Source organism: Vibrio sp. 11986-1-5, from assembly GCF_963878025.1.
Lineage (GTDB): Bacteria > Pseudomonadota > Gammaproteobacteria > Enterobacterales > Vibrionaceae > Vibrio > Vibrio injensis.
In genome coordinates this window covers 57,731-76,820 of the sequence record NZ_CAWNVW010000054.1, presented here as the reverse complement: position 1 = coordinate 76,820, position 19,090 = coordinate 57,731, and the positions used below count along the sequence as shown (strand labels likewise).

Below are 19,090 nucleotides of genomic sequence, written 5' to 3'. Positions count from 1 at the left end.
TTGGAAAGGCGCTTGTATATCTTTAGATATAGGGATTTCACGCTCTTGTCTTGCAAATTAAATGTAAATGAAGAGGTAAATTACTTTGACTACATCTGAGATGTTCCAGAGTTTTCTTGGAAACCTGACTATCAACAACGGACAGGCGATAAGCGATAGGTACGGTGAGATTACGGCAAGCTTGAACAAAAAGTTTAGAGATACTGAGTCGAAAACCGCCAACAGCCTTCAGGTCGGCTCTTATGGTCGATGGACAGGGATCCGAGGTATCTCTGACTTGGACATGTTGTACATCATGCCTGCGGGTAAGTGGAACGACTATAAGGATGGCAAGCAGTCCAAGCTCCTTACTGATACCCGTGATGCTATCAAAGCCAGATACCCAAAAACTGAGGTTAAAGTAGATCGATTGGTTGTTCAGGTCGTTTACAAGGACTTTATGGTTGAGGTTCAACCCGTGTTTGAGCAAGTAGATAGAAGCTTCAAGTACCCGGATACATATAATGGAGGCTCATGGAAGATCACTAAGCCCAGAGAAGAGATTGAAGCAATGAAGGAGTTCGTGGATCAGAAGAACCGCAACCTCCGGAAGCTGTGCAAAATGGGAAGAGCTTGGAAAAACAAGTGCGGCGTTGCTATGGGGGGGCTCCTCATCGATACGCTTGCTTATAACTTCCTCAAGTCCAGCACTTACTATGACGACAAGAGTTATGCATATTACGATTGGATGTGCCGAGACTTCTTTAAGTATCTAGCTGATGAGCCTGATAAGGAGTTTTATGCTGCATTGGGGAGTCGTCAAAGAGTAGCTGTAAAAAAGAAATTTCAGCGCAAGGCCAAGAAGGCATATGAGATGGCACTAGAGGCTATTGATTCTTCTAGCGAGAGTACTCGGCACAATAAGTGGAAGAGCATATTTGGTCGCCCATTCCCCGCTGCGGAAAAGACGCATGTTGCGAAAGCTGCGACTGCATGGCGTGGCACTGAGCAATTCATTGATGACTTGTACTCGCTCGATGTTAAGTATAGCCTTGTCCTTGATTGTGACGTTTCGCAGAACGGCTTTAGGGAGAACTCGTTAAGGCATATGTTAGCTCGGCGGATCCCTCTTCTTGCCAAGAAAAAGCTGTTGTTTACGGTGACTGAGTGCTCTGTTCCTGAGCCATTTACGTTGAAGTGGAAGGTTCTCAATCAGGGGTCGGAAGCCGAACGCCGGGACTGCATTCGCGGACAAATTTTTGAAGATGAAGGTTATAGGCAACGAAAGGAGTTTTCGGATTTCCAAGGCGAACATCTCGTCGAATGCTACGCGATAAAAAATGGTGTCGTTGTTGCGAGAGACCAGATAGCTGTACCCATCCAGTGATAATGAAAGGTGATATGTAATAAATGACTAATAGTTCTACTGGCTGCGCTTTGTCAGATCAGGAGCTGGCTTTAGAGGGTCAGCTTCGAGAGTGCTATGGACGAGTGGTCTATAGCCATAAGACTCACGAGAAATGTTCTGACATCCTGCTGTCGAGACTTGCTTGCATTAAAATGTGGCAAATAATCCTGGCAACTGTAACGACAGGTGGTTTTGCCACTGAAATTCTTGACCTATGGACAATAGGGGTCTTCGTCGGCGGAATCGCATCCACAGTACTATTGGTGCTCAATACGTATACCAAGGACTACGATCTTGGCGAAATAGCCCAAAAGCACAAGCATGCTGCAAATGAGATTTGGTTGATAAGAGAAAAGTACTTATCTCTGTTAACAGATCTCAGGGTTGGGACTAAACCTCTACAACAGGTACAGGAAGAAAGAGATAGGCTGATGGGCGACTTGCATTCAATATACGTAGGCTCACCAAGCACTAACTTCAATGCATATACAAAAGCGCAGGATGCCTTGCAGAACAAAGAGGACATGACTTTTTCAGACGCTGAGATAGACGCTTTTCTGCCAAGCGAGTTAAAAAGAGGTTAGTCAAGAACGGTGGTTTGTTACTCTGGCTATGCAAATTGTAGAGGCTTAGGTAAGTTGGTCTCTAATTTGAACATTGACAAAATTCTGTCCAGAAGAGAGTTATGTAGTGCTGGTGCCGATTTTTACAGATATCTGGCGGAAGCTTATCCAAAAGCTTTCGTGTATACTTCGTCCAATACAAACACTGGGTATTTAGATGTACTAACTTAGTACGCGGACTAGACAAAATTATCCCCGCTTACAGACATTTCCAGTCTAATGTCCGAAGACAATAAGTATCATCGGAAACGTGCCTTTTCAAGCGATTCTTAGGCTATAAAAAGCTAAATTTTGATTATTTTTGAGGCGTATTGCTACCAGAAACACTGTGGAAATGACAATAAAGTCTGAGCAATCTCTAGCAAGCTTTTGGACAGAAATGATTTAGAGCATTTACTTAAATTAGCAAAATACGAATAACTTCTGGTATGGAAAATCTGTGTCCAATCTGGCAGGAGCAGTTTAGTTATTGGAAATGCAGCTTTATCGAGACGTTCTATATGTATTGGCTTAACAGAGGTGTTGCGAGCTTCAATGCAATACCAAACATGATGCATGAAATCGCAGAATCTAAAATTCTCCATGTTCTTGGCTTACTAAAAAGTGGGATCAACTTGTTAGCCAAATACACTAATCCATAAAACCAGCTCCCTGATGCAATCAGTGCCCCTATAACAAACAATAGTTTTTCATCAGGTTCCATTTGAGCAGTCACGCCCCCGAGTATCACCACCGTATCCAGATAGACATGTGGATTTAAAAAAGTGATGGCCATAGCCATTAAAACGACGTTTAACCAACTCTGGGCAATGTCCGAATTTTCCAACTCTAGGTGACTTGAACCATTCCATGCTGATTTTGCAGATTGGTAGCCATACCAGAAAAGAAATACTACGCCGCCAAGAGTCAAAAGGTCTTTCCATAATGGTGCTTTATAGAGCAGTGTCCCTATACCCAGTACACCAGTACTGATCAGTAGAATGTCTCCAAGAAAGCAGATAGTGGCAACGGACAGTGCGTATTGCTTTTTTAATCCGCACTTTAATAGAAACGCATTTTGGCTACCGATTGCGACAATCAAACTTCCAGAAACAACGGCACCCGTTAACAAAGTATTTATCACATCAAACCTCAATGGATTTTGAAGCAAACACCAACGATTGCTCTATCACTGAATCAGGCATGATCACTTGCAAGTGTTTAATCATTTCTTGCCCCGCCTCCTGCAAGTGTTCTAGTGGCATTTCAGGCAAACTTTCTAGAATAAACCACATGTTACGTGTGTCAGATTCAATTCGGGTTCTGACACCCTGCCTCCAGTTCCAACGACGACAAGTAACGCCTACTTCATCGCGCCAAATTACTTCCCCAACATCAGGGTTTTCAATTGAAGCCTCACCATTTTTCATGGTGTCAAAGGATTCAGAGCCATCTGCGATAGTGAGTGTTGGCGTTCCTTGATAACTGTCCATATCTTCACCACCTACGGGTATGGCGTATCGAATACTGATGGCATTATAAATATCCACAATAGGGTCAATACTCTGCATTCTTCCATCTTTCAATACTCGTTTTCGCAGTGCAGCAGCCGAGCAAGGGGTTCGATTTGGTTTAGCGCCAAATTGACGAAAAACGTCTCCCCACGCATTGATGTGTGATTCTGCCCATGAATGGTCATTCTCAATGACCGAAGTACACGCTTCTTGCAGAACCTGTTTTGCGTACTCTGGGTTTTGAACTTCCGTTCCTTTAACGGATATGCTCAATGCTTTGAACTCTGGTGCAATCTGGGAAATTCGAGCATCGATTGACGGCACTATAACAACCATTAGATAATTCCTTCAGTGATTCATTTTCATGCAAGATACATTACAATGACCAAAAAAGTCAATATATCGACCGATGGTGGCACTGATGCTGATTTCATTAATCAAGCGGTAGCCGCAAGGATCAAGGAACATCGAAAAAGGCTCAAGTTGTCACTGGATGCCCTGTCAAAAAGAGCAGGGATAAGTAAAGGCATGTTAGTAGAAGTAGAGAAAGGGGCAGCTAACCCTAGCATTTCGACGTTGTGTAAACTGTCTGCTGCCCTTGGGATTTCGGTTGCCGATATTGTGAATGTTGCGAGTAATCCAACAGTCAACATCATTGATAAAGAGGACATTCCAACGCTTTGGACTGGCGAGCACGGTGGTAGCGCAAAACTTCTGGCGGGAACAAGCGGCCCAGATATGATTGAGTTGTGGCGCTGGAATATGAAACCATCAGAAGTTTTTGAATCAGCAGGTCATCCACAAGGCACGTTTGAACTTTTTCATGTTGAGTCTGGAATACTCACTTTGAATATTGATGGGAAAGCCATAGAACTGCATGAAGGTCAGTCCGCTATAGCTAAAACGGATGTCCCTCACAGCTACTCAAACCAAGCAGATTCGGATTTAGTTTTCACTATGAGCGTTGCTGAGTTACATCGATAAGCCCACTCATTTAGAGGTGAGTTCAAATAAGATTTATTAAGGCAAAGCCATACTCACAATAGATGGATTAGTACTAGCCCCAAGTAACAATGGGGCAGAAGTGCTTTAGAGTAGTAGCACTAAGGCGCTCTTGTCCCAAAGCTTGGCTCTGTGAAACGTTTTTGGACATTTCTGAGTTATGAACCATACAGAGCCCTGATTTTTCGGATTACTTCTAGTATTGCAACCATGCGACCAGCCTACATGTGGCAGGCCAAATTCCCTTATTCACTACAGTTGCTGATATCATGCTGAAAAGAATTTGATATCTCTGATTTTAGTGTGTGAAATTTGGTGCGAGTTTCCTGTATTATCTCCATAAAGTATCGAAGAAGAAGTACCTTGGGTGCTCCTAGTACTCAGCGCTCTAGTTTAGAAGCTATTATGACACAAAGCGATTTTAGAAATTTACTGTATAAGATTAAGGCAGATGCTTGCTCCGATTTCTCTGGAGCTGGTGTTATTGTATCTGATTCTCCTGCGAATTTACCAATAGTAAGTCTACGAGATACATCACCAAAGTTATCCGGTTCGGTGGTTGACATTTTGGCAGAGCTTTCTAGCTATAAAAGCAAATATCATGATGGATTTCATATTCTAAATAGAAAAGGAGAGATAACGCATGTCGCTCAGTATTTCTCTCCACCGATTATTAAAGAAGTGAGCATCGATAATGCTCGCCCAGTAGGTGGACGTTTCGTAGCTGCTCTGTTCGGCTCAGCAATTCCTGGTGTAATAATGACAGGGGTTATCAGTGAAAGACATGGTCTTTCTATCTTTGTAGGTGGCAAAGAAGTATATTTTGAGGAAGCACAATGATTAGCCTTATTCCAATAGGCAGAGTTATTACCCTCATTGCTGTCGCATACGCAGTGGTTAGCTGTCTAATCCTCTGGGCTGTGTATGACGAAAGTACATCGTTCTTGTCAGCGGTATCAATAGGAGCTAGCGGTTCAACTGTTCTAAATGGTCTACTCGCCATACTATTTTATTATGGCTGGGAGAGAATTTGGGGGAAATACCCTAGCCTAAATAGACTATTATTCCCCAACTTAAACGGGATATGGGACATGACGATCCATTGGGAGTGGGAAGGAAAGCAAGGTACATCGCACGGCAGAGCTGTGATTAAACAAAGTTTTCTGAATATCGGTATGGATGTAGAGGCTGAAGATTCTGACTCTCAAACTTTACTGGCTAAGCCTAAAAAAGATGCAGAAACTGGGAGATCGGAACTATATTACGTTTTTTTGACCACCCCAAAACACAAATCACACTCACTACCTCAACAACCATATAAGGGTACAGCTATTCTTAAGCTAGGTCTGGATGATGATGGATTACTTCAAGGGAATTATTTTACTAGTCGAAAAACCGTCGGTTACTATGTGTTAAAACGTGTTAGTCATTCTGATTAAAATTATACCGAAAGTTAACTCTATCTTGCTAATAGTGATAAATAGCATAAAAGCTCGACAACTACCCATCAAAGTAATAGGTCTTTATTTTTCCTCAATAATAATCTCTACTTGAATTGGTTGATGGCCTCGAATAAACAGGTAAGCACTACACTCGAACTGCCAAAACCAACGTAACCTAGAAATAAATAAAAACGCAAAATCTATGTTTTCACCGCCATTAACTATACCTTGCATAGCATTGATGTCATTGATACTAGGATCAACAGAGAAACTTGGGTGTGTGTGCCACTCTCCTAAATAATTGAAGCGTTTGTAATCAGAGCCTGTTTCTTCATAAAACCTCTGCAATGCCAAATCGTGTTCATCAGAATCTCTGAAAAAGCTAGAAGTCGTCCCCCTTTTCACATCGACAGAAAAATCAACGATCCGGAAGGCCTGTTCGCCTAAGTCTTCCCCCATAAGCATTCCACCTATTTCACGCTTGCCAGCCTTTAACATATGGAGTCGAAGCTTTTTCAAAACACTATTCGGAAGAACTATTTGCATCTAATTGGTCCTTAGGTGGAAGGTAAGCTTGCAATAGTTGGATAATCTCTTCTGACTCAATATGTTCAGCAGTTTCTCCCCAGTGGCCTTCTGGTAGCAGGTCGATAGGGCGAGTATCAAAAGGCTGTTGAAAAAGCCATTCTGACGACATGCCAACGATATACGCAGAATAAGGAAATATACTAGCTTCAGGTCGAGCTAGGATATCGGTTGCGAACTGAGTAGCATGAGCACTCATAACGGAGACTTCAGCATCATTTGCTATTAACGGTGTATCGTCATCCACTTGAGCACTATAGTCATTTGCTTTTGTGCTGTGCAAAAACTCTACACCTTGCCCCTCGCACCAATTATATATTTGAGCTCTCGCAGATAGTGGGACAGGGTCTAGCTCAGGTCTTGACCTTGCCACAAGACCGCCAATCCCACCACCAAAAACTTCTACCCAGATCATTGGTTTTTTCTTGCGCACTGAAACAGACGCAATCAAGTTGAATGCTAAAGGCTCTGCTGTAGCATCTATAATGAGATCGCAATTACCGAGTGATTCTAACGCCCCAGACATTGAGCTAGAGCTTTCTTGTCCACCTAATGATAATCTAAGAATCTGTGTGTCAACGTGAGGGTTAATGTTTTGTAATCGCTGTTGTAATGCAGGTGCTTTATGAGCTCCAACATAGTTGAGATCTAAGTCATTTCTAACAATGTTGTCAGGGAAAAAAATGTCTTCATCAATGAGCAAAAAATTTCCTACTCCAGATCTACACAAACTTGCGGCAACTTTGGAACCGACAGAACCACACCCAACTAGTCCTACTTTTTTATCGCTCAATGATAAAAATTGATCAGGTAATCTATTTTTGTGCTCCGGTATTTTAATCGTCGTGTAACGTATTATTTTTCGTTCATCAATAGAACCAAAGAGACTCAATAAAACCCAATTATCTTTATCCCCTATAATCAAGTTTGCAATTGAATCTGTTTGTAGAATTTCATGATACAGCTCTAGCATTTCTGATGTTTCAAGTAATTTCTTTAAATCAGAAACATCTGGTTGATCTGATATTTCTGCACCAGAAAAACGTACTACAAAGGCTTGTTCTTCTCTATTACAGTCAGGTAAGGTGAGATTGCTTGTCCAAATAGGATTCTCTTTGTCTCCCACCTTTAGAAGAGAACTAATGAAGACCCCGCCCACCTTACGTTCTCTGATCCAAGCTCTTTCTGTTTTTCTCTCTGTGAGGGCATTGAGCGCATTTAGGTCTCCTTCAGTAAGCAAAAAACGAAAAGTTTTGATGCGCGTATCACGTCCTAAGGAAGGTATATGTGCTGATTGTGCATGCGCCATATATCCTTCTTCTCCCTGCTCTTCTAAAAGTAGTCGGTAAACACTTTCAATCATATCTGAGCCACTTATTGACGATTGCCAATTATCAGGTCTATGCTCTAAACATAGTTCACCACTCGCCCCGTACTGATGCAAAGAGACCCTCGTTTTATCTTCTGTATAGATCATTGGTGGTGAATCAGGGAATACGCTCGGGTACACCATCTTAAAGTGAAAAGTTCTATTTAGATGCAATACTTGAAATGTCAAACACATTGCCAGTTCATTATCTGGATCAGCCTGCCACTTGCCTACCTCTAACCAGCCTACTTTAGACTCAAGCTCCGCTACAGCCGCTCTTTCTAAAGAAAACCTTTCTTTTTGAAAAATCCACCACATCACGCAAATCCATCCGGCTTCTTAGGTTTTCTTGCAACATCACCAAATGCAATGCTTGGGGTTGCTAAGGTTGATGCTGCCGTCGCAGTGGACAACAAACTAGAGGCTCCAGACTTTGTTAAACTTAATAGATTTTGGTGAACTTGATTCATTACATTCTGACCGATTCTGCTTTCTAGGATACCCGACATTCGGCGGTGTTCAGCTTGTTGTCCTACTGAATAAAAATCTTCTCGAGCCTGACTCAGCCAGGAGAAAAAGGCTTCAGCGCGTTCAGGATGTGTTTCCCATTTGTCGGCAAAATTCTCCATGGCATCTGTCGGATTGTTGATTACATACTTATGTCCATCATAATGTATTCCTTCCTCCATCCTGAGTAATATGGAGAGCAGTGCCGAACCTATACTATCTTCACCTTGATATGCATGAGCAGATAGCGTTGTAAGAATTATTGATATGGGTTTATCTTTTGAATTATCTTCAAACATCATGTCACGATGACGTTTAAGTATCATTATCGCTGATTGCAAGGGTGTTCTGACGCGATAACTCGGGATGTCTTCAATACTGGCTTGTATACCTTTAGTTTCCATTTCTTTCAGTATTTCGCGGCGTTTTCTTTCAAAGTTCTCACCCATTCGAAATTTAAACCATTCAGCATATCCACGAGGGTTCGATCTCGGCCAGTCTGATGTAATTTGATGGTACTGAGGTAGTACTTCATTGTCTGTTATAGCTATTGCTGTCTCAGCAAATTTAGTATCAAAGTTCTTCTGTTCTAGTAAAAGGCGTTGTTGCTCAGCGTTTGGTATACAGGGAACGACATCCATGTGGAATTGCGCGCCGTCAGCATATTCTAGCCTCCAACAGCGCCTTTGCTCAGCGACTGGCTTTTTGATACCCTTGCTTTTGCGATATAACTCTAGTTCATCCCCCATGAGCACTTTTAAATCTTGTTGCGAGAGAGACGACTTATCGAGATAAGTCAAAGAACACGCGCAATCAATATCGTATTCTTCCTGTGCTGACAAAGGTTTAATGACTAATCCTAGACGAAAAGAGCCTTGTACATACACGTCAGGAGAGTAATCTTTTACCGTTGACTCCTCTCTATGAAGCCATTCCCCTACAGACTTATAGCTTTTCTCTGCCTGTTCATATCTAGACTGTGGGATCTCTAATGCTTTGGCCAAAGCCTCTAGATAAGTATCCGCTTGCTTTGTAACTGATACAGACATACAACTTTCTCCTGCTTTATAAGAACATTATTCCGTTACTTCAATAATGCAGCTTTTGAACGCTGATGTTGTGTAAATGCCAAAAGTTGCATACCTAGAATACTCCTCAGAGTCAACCATGTACAATTTTCAACCGCCATTTTGACAACGACATATTTAAAATATGTATTCGTAACGTACGGGAATACATGCTCTGGCTGGAATCTATCTGGTATGCCACAAAAAATAGGCTGTAATTGAAAATCTACACCGTATAAATTGAGGCTGTCCTGAAATTTGTGTAATTGTTACTTTGATATCCTTTATCTGAGACTTATTTGATGTTGCTGATCGGAGTTAGCACCGACTGACCTAACATCATTGCCAGTTATATCTAAAGCGGGGACGAAAATATTTGAACCATCAGGTCTATCGTAGACTCTGCATACTGAATGATTCCCTGCTTGTAACATTTGGCCAAATTTGAAAAGTGTACTGGCTGGGGAGACACCGAAAACATGTATCACCTTAGAGCGCCATGAATCTTGAATTGTCCTTATGGCTTGCCTAGCAAGATCTGAAAAATTATCTAATTGTTCTTTTGAGTTAATGCAGTTGGGGTTGGGGTCAGTATTAGTGATTCTAATCCAGCGTATTTTCTTATCTCTAACTGTTCTAGCCAATTCTTCGGGAAGAGCATTGGTGTCTAACTTTGCTGTGAGTTCGAAAGAAAGGATTGCTTCTTCCTGGTCAGAATCGTCATCTACTTCATACGAGATATTAAACTGCGAGGTTAAGATCGGAGACTCCTTTGGCCAATGCCAAGTTTTTGCGATTCGATCATATTGGAAAATTTCTACATGCCTAGCTTCACCGATAATCCTTCCAGCCAGAACTAGTACAGGAACCAAATGCAGCGGGAAAATTCCCAGAGATTCAGGTGTCATAGATGATTTCTGAGATGGTTTGTTACTTGTGAAGCTAATTAATTCTCGTATATCTGACTCATGCTCATGAAGAAAATGACCCCAAAACCCAAAACGTCCTCGGTCATCTCGCTGTGTTCTTCGGAGCATGTGTTTGATTTCTGGGAGTGGACCAAGATTTCGGCTAAGTGCAGAACTGCAAAGTTCTGTTTTGGATACATTTGTTGGTACTTGAGCTAAGTCAGCGAGTAGAGTTATGAGTTGTACGGTGGGATACTGCAAACTACCCAATAACAAATTAACTCGGGCAGTATGTACATCGCGCATATGTTGTAAATCGGATGCTGGATGTCCAGCTACATCTATCCTATCTATGAGTCTATGGTGACCGTCACACATAAGCATGATGTTTTCTGGAGAGTCTGATAGTGCATGAGAGCTCTCATTCCCTCTCGGTCCATCTGGATCGGAAGCTACAATGTGAGCCAAATATGCAATCCTTGCATTTTGTGTTGTTAAAGGAGTAGAGCCAAGATCTTGGCCACACCCCCGGTACATACACCTTCCTCCAGCATCATGCCATACCTTAGAAGCCGTAGGGGGGTGATATTGCTTTGCCTCGACCTTGGCCAAATAGTTCATCCCTTGCTTTCTTTAGAGCAGTAATATCTTTGACTTTCGCTTCTAGCAGCGTCCAGTCAGATTGTGAGGTCTTACTTTCTACTAATACGTCATAAGGAAGCTCTATACGTTTAAGCATGTTCTTCTTAGACAACACCTTTAGAACGGATACAGCTTTCGTACCTAAATCGCCTACCATTAACTGCGACGGTTCTTCACTCTGCTCATAAACCTTGAAGATATGTTTGGCATAAGCATAAGCTAATAGTTTTCCATTTGAGAGGCATAAAGAAAGCCATTCTGCCAATTCTGCGTCAGATAAACCTGACGGATGACCTTCAAGTACCTTCAGTTCGTTTTGCACTTGTATTCCTTTTCCATCGTTTAACCACTACTCATTATTAACTGACTCTGACCCAATTTCTTCCTTTCGATTGCAGACCAATAAGAACGATAATCAACCAAGCACATAATGTGGTATTAGTTAGATTTGGTCAAACAGAGGTAACAAGGAATACTAAGAGTAAAAAATAGTTCCAGTTTATACGCCTTCGTACTGTCAATCCCCGATAGAAATGTCCGCTTTTAGGAGAAAAGAAATGGAGTCAACGTGAGTGGCTGGCGGTGAATTGGTCAGGTTCTAGAAGGAAAAGGCTCGCTAATGCGAGCCTTATATCTATCAATTGATAGGGACGACGAGCTTACCACTTCTTGCTAAAAGCACCTCGTCTTTAACAACAAATGCCTCTACGAAGTGATTCCCTTTATAAGAGGTTGTTTCTTCTTTGATTTTTCCACCGATTTCAAACCCACCTCGTAATTGACCTAATCTACTCGCTTCTTCTCCAGTGTTAGTAATTTGCCAATATACGTCTGAGCCGGGAGGAATATCATCTGTAACCGTGAACTTAAGGGAATAGTTCTTGCCAAAAATAATTTGTTGGACAGCTCTAGCGAACGGATTGACGCTATTTTTATTACGATACTCAACATCTAAGTTGACACTACCAACGTTATCCACTTCTTCCCATCTGTGGTGCGCGCAGTGAGGAGGAATAGGGAAGTTAGGCTGACTTGCTTCGTTCAAAATTTCATCATAGGTAGCTGCTGTGGCTGATTTCTTTGTAACAGAATGAAAACTATCTCCGAACACACGGCGCCATTTTTTAATAGATTCAGTTCGATCTGTTTCATCAAATGCATCTTCTATCCAAGTTCTATAATCGCCGATCTTTGTTTTGAAAATCGTATACTTTTCTTCATTCCAGTGACGAGTAAACGTTTCTTCGGTTCGTACTGGATTGACTATTTCTGGCATTGAATCGTAAAAACTTAAATAATCATCCAAGCGGGTAAAAATTGTCTTTAAGGTGGTAGCAATATCTTTGAAGTGATCACTATTAGATTCGTAGTCTTGAACCATATTACAAATCAGAGTGGTTAAAAGTATTGATTTACATGAAAACGTAGTTTTTATGTCACGAAGATACTTGATAAGGCGAATACATTTAATGAGGTTGTTGTTACCTACCACTGAATTCTTGTCGGCGACCCACTTCTTGTATGATTCAGGGTCAGTAAGTTCAAACTCATTGGTGTGTCTATTCGCAATCAAATATTGTGTATGATTACCGAAAACGGTTTCTGTTACTCGTACAATACATGGAACAACATCGATGTGAAAATCACCTGAATAATCAAGATAAACACAACGAGTGTTATAGTGAACCATATCTTTATAGATACTTGACCCCTTAAAAGCCTGATGAAGTTTTGTTATGTAGTCTTTAGGCTCCCAATTATCATTTTCGTCCATAAAGAAGACTATATCAGCGTCAAACTCTTTGCTTTTAACTGGCTTGATAATCGTCCTATGTCCGTATGACCCCTGAGGCGAGGTGTTCCTAAAAATCCCTTTAAAATCGTCGTGATCTTTTACATACTTCTCAACAGACGCCGAAGTGGTAGTAACCTTGTTAATTCGAGCTTGATTGAGATTGACCACTCCTGTTAGGAATTCAGTAAATATTTTTTGATGTCTCACATGGCTTCCTTACTTAATTAAGTAACTAATTTCTTGGTCTTTGTTTATTTGTAATGACCAAGGGTAACCAGCACCATCGAAGTGGTGTACGTTTATTTGTTGACTAAGGTGATTTTGATTAAACTCCGCCCCTATGCGCATGATTAGCGAGGCTTGAGCCATAAGGGTCAAATGAACTTCAGTAACGTAGGGGTACTTCTTAAGAAGGGTGTTATTTATTTCGGTTCTAAGGGAGGCAACAAAGTTGGATTGCTCTACATCTGAGAACATATTTCCAACGTTTCTACTTTCAACTCTATAAGCAATAGCGCGATCTAACTCTAGATCTTCAAAAAAGGTCTTTAAGTCATTATCAAAAGAGACTTCTATCGAAATGCCTAGCTTTGTTACCTGAGAATCTAGGACCTCCGGCTTTTCCATAATTTCTGAGCACTCTAATTTTTGACCTCTACTTCTAGCATCTCGACAGTCTAACCATCGTTCCTTGTGTTGCTTCTTGTTATCACGGTTCCAGCAGTAGTAATTTACCAGACGCTTATTTCCAACCAAGTAACCTAAAGTGAAGCAATGCGGAACATGAGCTATAGCTCCTAAAGCGAGTGGCTTGTTTGGTTCAAAGCCATTTAATTTCTGAAGTGATTCGTCGTAAAACTTCTGAAGTTTGGCGCATGATTCTTTTAACCAGTCCTCAAGAGTCTGCTTTCTAGACTTCCACATGAAAAGGTCATCATGTAACCCAGCTGGTTCGATTGTGGAACTAAAACTGCTGCACAGGGTTGGAGCGGCAGCCCCATCTAAGCTTCTTAAATCGATACTCTTTGCTCTGTTCTTTGAGGCTGACTCACCAAATAGCATTGAGTACACTTCAAAGAAGAATCCTACGACGATCATTACTATTGAGACATAAACACCTACCAACGTCGCAATTTCATATGTTGAGTCAGACGCTGTATCAATGACGAATGAGTATTCACCATTGCTAAACTGAAATGCAAGTGAGCCAATAGCCGTAAGAGTAAAGAGCTTTATGCCTAAGCCCATAAGATAGCGCGAACCTGAAAGTCGTCGCTGAAAAATTACATAACCAAAATCAAGTAGTTGCTCTATCCACTTCAAACTTCAAGTCCTATATATCTAGAAAGTAATTGATTCTAACCTATAAGACACTTATTGCGCATTGATATGTGTGTATATAAATGCATATTTATATTTGGTTATTTATTCGTTTGTACAGACTTTCACCCCGTATTACATCTCGGGGATTAACAGCGAACAGCATGAGAAGAAGGGATAACTTTTAGTATTGCAAAAGCCCATGAACAGGGTGTGAATGAGTAAAAAGTCTAAGCAACTTTGGGGCAGAAATGAGCTTACCAACATTGTCCTATTTGATCCCAATCAGCAAAGAAAACACTGCTTCTATAAGAACTATGCTTTCTTTCAGTTCACCCACGTAATCTTAGAGATTAACTATTAAGGTAGGTATTACACTTTTAAGAACTTATAACAAACCATATTGCCCTCCTACAAATGCAATTGATGCTTTAGTACTTTTAGTTCCATCATTACTGGCCGTTTCGTGTATAAACATCAATGTCAGAACGCCATGGTGCCGAAGCAGAAATAGTTTTTTCCAATGCATACCCATTAGTTACCAAGTGTTCGGCCATTAGCGGTTTTAGAAAAATACCCATGGCTAAAGAAAGTGAAACAGCAATGATAGGCATGTATATGCCTATCGCCTTTCTCATGGGCGGTGAAAGCTTCATTCTTGTCTTAAAAAATAATGAATACGTGCCTACGATAACAATACTTAGAATCCAAAATAGGATGGGGGAAATAGCAAAAAAGTAGCTTAACTCTATGGTTTTACTACCAAGTTTATAAACATTCAAAAGGTCTTCTAAACTCAAGTAAAGAGCAAAGGGTAAACCAATTAAACTCACTAATGCACCGTATGAATATATAAGCTTATTAGCTATTTGTGGCATTTTTCAATCCTTCAACGATAGCATCTTCAATTTTAAATGATTCCCAAATTTCATTTATTGCCCAATCAACACCAACCCACAGTACAACACCTGCTAATATCGGTAGAGCAATACCCAAACCTACAGTTAAGCTAACCACATAAGCACTAGTAGAAAGAACGGTCATAGCTTTGAAAAAATCACTGCCAACATGCCCAAACCAATCAACCAAATGATAATCATCATTAAATACTAATTCGTTTGTGTTTATTCCGGCGGAGATAATCATGCTTAACACCGCTCCTTTTTTAAAGCCATTCACAGTATCTTTTGCCAAAACACCTAATTGTTTTACCGTTGGATTAGATATTGGATATGGATGGTTTTTCTTTATATTTAAACCATTAACAACTGCATAGTGCATTTTTTTATCATTCCAAAGGCTAGATATGATGATTTTTTCCTTGCCTTTAGCATCTAAGTATTGTTTGACGGTCACCCCTAAACCACCCAGAGCTTTTGTTACTTTTGTAGCAGCAACAAGGCCAACACCGATATCAAATTTAGAATGAATCTCTTCTAACAATTTCAATGTTTCAGTGCCAATAGTTTCACCATCTGTATTTTTTTGCTGCCAAATGTTTATCGCGCATTTAGCTGCATCATCGACAGTGAAAATGCAAACCTGTGTATGTCGTTTCTCTAAATAGGCTTTTAAATCTTCCTTTAGATCTTTATTCCATTCTTTCTCTGTAAGATCATAAGCAGCTTGAGCTTGTCGAGCTAATTGGTCCGCTCGTTGCGCGGCGTAACGCTCTTTATTGGCTTGTACATATTTCCAATTATTTTCACGCTGTGCAAGGTTTTGCCTACTTTGTGCTTCTAGCCTTTCTTTCATCGTCATTTTAGGCAGTTCAGGTTCAAGCATTGGTTGCATACTTGGAATTGCAGTTCCCGATGACCTGAAGTTGTTAGCTTCAGCGACATTAAGTGCGGCACTGCTTCTATCCCATTCTCTTTGGTTATAGCAGGATGCGCAATTGCAGGTTTCAGGGTCTTTCCAAAATGGACAACAATAAGAACGCTGTTTGTCAAACATAGGGATGATGTACCATCATTATTTAGGATTGCCTATGATAACCCAAAAAAATCACAGGCAAAAATTTGCCCAGCATCTTGTTGCACAATTAAAATGTAAGTTTTAGTTCAGTAACCGACTTATATGTAAGGCTTTTCTACATCATTAATTGTAGACAAAACAAAGTAGAAACCTCACCCCCATCATCGGTCAAAAACTACACAAATGCCGATATCACTCGCTGCTTAAAGCGCCCTAAATGTAACTCATCAAAGGGTTCATTTGAGCCATCAACTGACGTTCCATTTTTAATTGAAGAGTTCCAATTCAGAGTGGGGACGAGTATGTCACTCTGTTCAGAAGTGGCCGATTGCAGTGAGCGGATATTTGAACCGTCGATATGGAAAGCTTCATTTTGGCCCATTTTCGCAAACAGACAGGTTTCGGGTATATCTTGCTCAATGCGTTCGGAATATTCGATAAGGCTTTGCTCTGCAAAAGTGAACAGCCAAGCTTCTTGGTTCGGCTCATCGTTCACTCTCAAAATACGGCCAAGTACTTGCCTAAAGTACAATTCGGTTTTCACTGAGCTGATATGGCAACAAACTTGCAATCTTGGGATATCGGTCCCCTCACTAATCATACCGACACTGACAATCCACTCGGTATTACCATGACGGTAAGCATTGATTTCAGACAGCGGCTCATCATGACGATAGGTAACAATCGCAGCCGATTGATGAAACTGAGTCACTAATATTTTTTGGATTTTCTTTGCATGTTGTACCGACGCCGCCACAACTAACCCTCCGGCATTGGGTGATTCCAGACGAATACTCGCCAGTTTGTTACAGCCCAAACCAAGGAGATATTCCATCGCTTCATCATTATGGATGATGCTCTGGTATGACGTTTTTGTCTGTTTCAGTAACTCTAATATAGAAGAAAACGATTGAACCTCTTTGCTACCAGTAATGGTGAGATGTTCGTTATCCACCAAAACAATCTTTGGTGAACGGCACACTCTGTCTTCAATCGCCTGTTTCAAGCTGTATTGATAATCGACGAGCAGTTGGCCATCAGGGTCACTGTATTCCGCCATCACAATCGGTAAGGAATCCGAGCGCCATGGCGTTCCAGATAGCGCTAACGTATAAGTGGCGAGCCCTTGAACTTTGGAGAGTATTTGCTGCCCCCATGCATTCGCGCCTTCCATTTCAGATCCTGAACAATGATGGATTTCATCAAATACGACAAACACTCGGTATTTAGTCAGGATCCGCCAAAATTCATCATTTAAAAATTGAATGGATTGATAGGTCAGTGATTGCCCAATGGAGCCTAAGCCTCCATTGAACGTACAATGTAATGTCTTGGAGAAGGTTCTTTTTATACTATCGGCCACACTGAGCGTTGGGGAGAAGCACAACACCAAGTCAATTAAGTTGCCCGCCAATAAGCGTTTAGCAATTTCGGCGGCTAGGATAGTTTTACCGGCCCCCGGGGTTGCTTGACAGAAAAAATGAGACTGTTCGCCTTGATACTTTGTTAACGCTCTCATCGCACAGTCTCTTTGCCAATCTCTTAACATCGAGCGCATCCTTCTGATAACGACGTTAGTACATTGGTTAATACATTGATTTTACCCAGTAATAATGCGGAACGTTCTCTCGCTATCTTAAGCAGTGGTGTGATTTGAGTACTCAATTCAGGAAAACGTTGACTCAACGACTGATATTCTTCTATTTCACCGAGAATAATTTCTAACTCCCCCTGATGTTCACCACGCTCTGTCATCAAGACCGAGTATCCATCCATGGTTGAAGTTGACGGTTTGGAAATCCGAACTTTAGGCGATGAGCTCTCTCGGCAGATTATATCGAGTCCTCGAAAGAGTTCGGTTTGGAAATACTTTTTTTGCCTTCCGATCCCTTCACAACTTAGCCAACCTTTTTTCTCAAGTACTAAAATTTGACGATAAATGAACTTCCGGGCTTCTTCAGGATCGGGATCAACACCTTCAAGCAACAGCAATGCATCTCGAATTTCCACAACCGAAAAATTATCCATCTGTTTTTCAATCAACAGTTGATGCATAAACGCATTCATTTTTTGAGAACGATTCATTGACTATTCTAAAACCATAAAACTAAGGATTGCTTAGTATACATAAATCAGTAAAACTAAGAAAATCTTAGTTACATTGAGCCTAGAGATATGAATCCTAAGTGTCGTTCGACAACCCAATCCCAATACGCCTCAAAGAAGCGCGTAAAAAAGCCAAGCTCTCACAAAAAATGTTGGGAGTTCGCATAGGTATGGATGAAAGTTCAGCTAGTCCTAGGATGAATCAATACGAAAAGGGAAAACACACACCTGACGTCCACACGCTTAAGCTGATTGCTGATGAGCTTGGGGTACCACTAAGTTACTTTTTCTGTGAGGATGATATTTCAGCTGAGCTCGTTTGCTTGATCTCAAAAATGAGTAAAGATGAAAAGGTACAGCTAGCCTTAGAAATAAGTAAGCACTTAAACACTATATGAGCGCTTAATATTCTCCGAGGAGAGGGAGTCCATACATCTTAGGAGGGCAGCACTTGGTAACAGGTGTCGTCTACCCGACAGAAGTGCGTCAGGTGTGAGCTGGTTTAAATCACCATCCTTAAAATGGATGGTGCTCTTCTTCATACGCTTCAAGCCAAGTAACCAGCTTTTCAAGTTCGTTACCTTCAGGTGTGCTAGGTTCAGCCAGATCAAACAGGGATTCAATTCTCTTCAATGCGGCTTTATAGTCGCTTTCTGACGGTTCTAGTCCCAGCTCATTCCATGAAACTGTTGCAAGTTCATCAGTATGGGCAGTATCAGGCGCAATGCCCTTAATCAGTTCTTTTTCTGATAACATTTTCTTGCTCATAGTCGTTTCCCTTGTAGGAGAGGAATAAAGGGGTGAACAAGTCACCCCAAGGATACGAACTATATTGTCTTCCGACATCTAATCCACATGACACGTAGC

The 19,090-nt window shown here is 41.2% G+C and carries 20 protein-coding genes; 6 read left to right on the top strand and 14 right to left on the bottom strand.

What is annotated here, in order from left to right; all coding sequences use genetic code 11:
* Positions 1 to 85: 85 nt before the first annotated feature.
* Both AACS00_RS16340 and AACS00_RS16335 read left to right on the top strand, forming a co-directional pair.
* Positions 86 to 1,366: an SMODS domain-containing nucleotidyltransferase gene (locus AACS00_RS16340; protein WP_181397619.1), complete on the top strand. Its 1,281-nt coding sequence runs from the start codon at positions 86 to 88 to the stop codon at positions 1,364 to 1,366.
* Positions 1,367 to 1,389: 23 nt separating this feature from the next.
* On the top strand, positions 1,390 to 1,971 hold the full coding sequence (locus AACS00_RS16335; RefSeq protein ID WP_110168035.1) for an SLATT domain-containing protein: 582 nt from the start codon (positions 1,390 to 1,392) through the stop codon (positions 1,969 to 1,971).
* Positions 1,972 to 2,506: 535 nt separating this feature from the next.
* Here the strand turns inward: AACS00_RS16335 and AACS00_RS16330 are convergent.
* Together AACS00_RS16330 and AACS00_RS16325 are read right to left on the bottom strand one after the other, a co-directional pair.
* Positions 2,507 to 3,133, bottom strand: coding sequence for a LysE/ArgO family amino acid transporter (locus tag AACS00_RS16330; protein ID WP_181397618.1), 627 nt, complete (start codon positions 3,131 to 3,133; stop codon positions 2,507 to 2,509).
* Position 3,134: 1 nt separating this feature from the next.
* Complete coding sequence (locus tag AACS00_RS16325) at positions 3,135 to 3,839, bottom strand: B3/B4 domain-containing protein (RefSeq protein ID WP_110168033.1); 705 nt, start codon at positions 3,837 to 3,839, stop codon at positions 3,135 to 3,137.
* 45 nt (positions 3,840 to 3,884) lie between these two features.
* Here AACS00_RS16325 and AACS00_RS16320 point away from each other — a divergent pair, with 45 nt between their 5' ends.
* The 3 genes from AACS00_RS16320 (at position 3,885) to AACS00_RS16310 (ending at position 5,944) form a co-directional block, all read left to right on the top strand.
* Positions 3,885 to 4,487, top strand: coding sequence for a helix-turn-helix domain-containing protein (locus tag AACS00_RS16320; RefSeq protein ID WP_110168032.1), 603 nt, complete (start codon positions 3,885 to 3,887; stop codon positions 4,485 to 4,487).
* 423 nt (positions 4,488 to 4,910) lie between these two features.
* Positions 4,911 to 5,345, top strand: coding sequence for a diadenylate cyclase (locus tag AACS00_RS16315; protein ID WP_110168031.1), 435 nt, complete (start codon positions 4,911 to 4,913; stop codon positions 5,343 to 5,345).
* A complete protein-coding gene (locus AACS00_RS16310; RefSeq protein WP_110168030.1) occupies positions 5,342 to 5,944 on the top strand; it encodes a Cap15 family cyclic dinucleotide receptor domain-containing protein in 603 nt (200 codons plus the stop codon). Before AACS00_RS16315 ends, AACS00_RS16310 begins: the two co-directional genes overlap by 4 nt.
* Positions 5,945 to 6,028: 84 nt before the next feature.
* Here AACS00_RS16310 and AACS00_RS16305 read toward each other — a convergent pair whose 3' ends face one another.
* The 11 genes from AACS00_RS16305 to AACS00_RS16255 all read right to left on the bottom strand — a co-directional run bounded on the left by AACS00_RS16305 (position 6,029) and on the right by AACS00_RS16255 (position 18,202).
* Complete coding sequence (locus AACS00_RS16305; RefSeq protein ID WP_110168029.1) at positions 6,029 to 6,493, bottom strand: Mov34/MPN/PAD-1 family protein; 465 nt, start codon at positions 6,491 to 6,493, stop codon at positions 6,029 to 6,031.
* Complete coding sequence (locus AACS00_RS16300) at positions 6,471 to 8,219, bottom strand: ThiF family adenylyltransferase (RefSeq protein ID WP_219968431.1); 1,749 nt, start codon at positions 8,217 to 8,219, stop codon at positions 6,471 to 6,473. Before AACS00_RS16300 ends, AACS00_RS16305 begins: the two co-directional genes overlap by 23 nt.
* The gene (locus tag AACS00_RS16295) at positions 8,219 to 9,457 is read right to left on the bottom strand and encodes a nucleotidyltransferase domain-containing protein (RefSeq protein WP_110168027.1); all 1,239 of its coding nucleotides are present in this window, start codon (positions 9,455 to 9,457) and stop codon (positions 8,219 to 8,221) included. The genes AACS00_RS16300 and AACS00_RS16295 overlap by 1 nt, the downstream gene beginning before the upstream one ends.
* A 302-nt stretch (positions 9,458 to 9,759) precedes the next feature.
* Positions 9,760 to 11,004, bottom strand: a complete 1,245-nt coding sequence (locus tag AACS00_RS16290; protein ID WP_110168026.1) for an SAVED domain-containing protein — start codon at positions 11,002 to 11,004, stop codon at positions 9,760 to 9,762.
* On the bottom strand, positions 10,949 to 11,347 hold the full coding sequence (locus AACS00_RS16285) for a hypothetical protein (RefSeq protein ID WP_110168025.1): 399 nt from the start codon (positions 11,345 to 11,347) through the stop codon (positions 10,949 to 10,951). Before AACS00_RS16285 ends, AACS00_RS16290 begins: the two co-directional genes overlap by 56 nt.
* 315 nt (positions 11,348 to 11,662) lie before the next feature.
* Positions 11,663 to 13,027, bottom strand: a complete 1,365-nt coding sequence (locus AACS00_RS16280; RefSeq protein ID WP_110168024.1) for an SMODS domain-containing nucleotidyltransferase — start codon at positions 13,025 to 13,027, stop codon at positions 11,663 to 11,665.
* Positions 13,028 to 13,036: 9 nt separating this feature from the next.
* Positions 13,037 to 14,143, bottom strand: coding sequence for an SAVED domain-containing protein (locus tag AACS00_RS16275; RefSeq protein WP_110168023.1), 1,107 nt, complete (start codon positions 14,141 to 14,143; stop codon positions 13,037 to 13,039).
* Positions 14,144 to 14,592: 449 nt separating this feature from the next.
* Positions 14,593 to 15,018, bottom strand: a complete 426-nt coding sequence (locus AACS00_RS16270; protein WP_110168022.1) for a hypothetical protein — start codon at positions 15,016 to 15,018, stop codon at positions 14,593 to 14,595.
* Positions 15,002 to 16,096: a hypothetical protein gene (locus AACS00_RS16265; RefSeq protein WP_110168021.1), complete on the bottom strand. Its 1,095-nt coding sequence runs from the start codon at positions 16,094 to 16,096 to the stop codon at positions 15,002 to 15,004. Before AACS00_RS16265 ends, AACS00_RS16270 begins: the two co-directional genes overlap by 17 nt.
* 196 nt (positions 16,097 to 16,292) lie before the next feature.
* Positions 16,293 to 17,675 carry a DEAD/DEAH box helicase gene (locus tag AACS00_RS16260; protein WP_110168020.1) on the bottom strand — a complete coding sequence of 461 codons (1,383 nt, stop codon included), beginning with the start codon at positions 17,673 to 17,675 and terminating at the stop codon, positions 16,293 to 16,295.
* A complete protein-coding gene (locus AACS00_RS16255; RefSeq protein ID WP_064624120.1) occupies positions 17,660 to 18,202 on the bottom strand; it encodes a hypothetical protein in 543 nt (180 codons plus the stop codon). The genes AACS00_RS16260 and AACS00_RS16255 overlap by 16 nt, the downstream gene beginning before the upstream one ends.
* Positions 18,203 to 18,303: 101 nt before the next feature.
* Between AACS00_RS16255 and AACS00_RS16250 the strand changes: the two genes are divergently transcribed.
* Entirely contained in the window at positions 18,304 to 18,621 is a 318-nt protein-coding gene (locus AACS00_RS16250) for a helix-turn-helix domain-containing protein (protein WP_017046120.1), read from the top strand.
* 118 nt (positions 18,622 to 18,739) lie between these two features.
* Here AACS00_RS16250 and AACS00_RS16245 read toward each other — a convergent pair whose 3' ends face one another.
* On the bottom strand, positions 18,740 to 18,991 hold the full coding sequence (locus AACS00_RS16245) for a hypothetical protein (protein ID WP_064624122.1): 252 nt from the start codon (positions 18,989 to 18,991) through the stop codon (positions 18,740 to 18,742).
* Between the last annotated feature and the right edge of the window lie 99 nt (positions 18,992 to 19,090).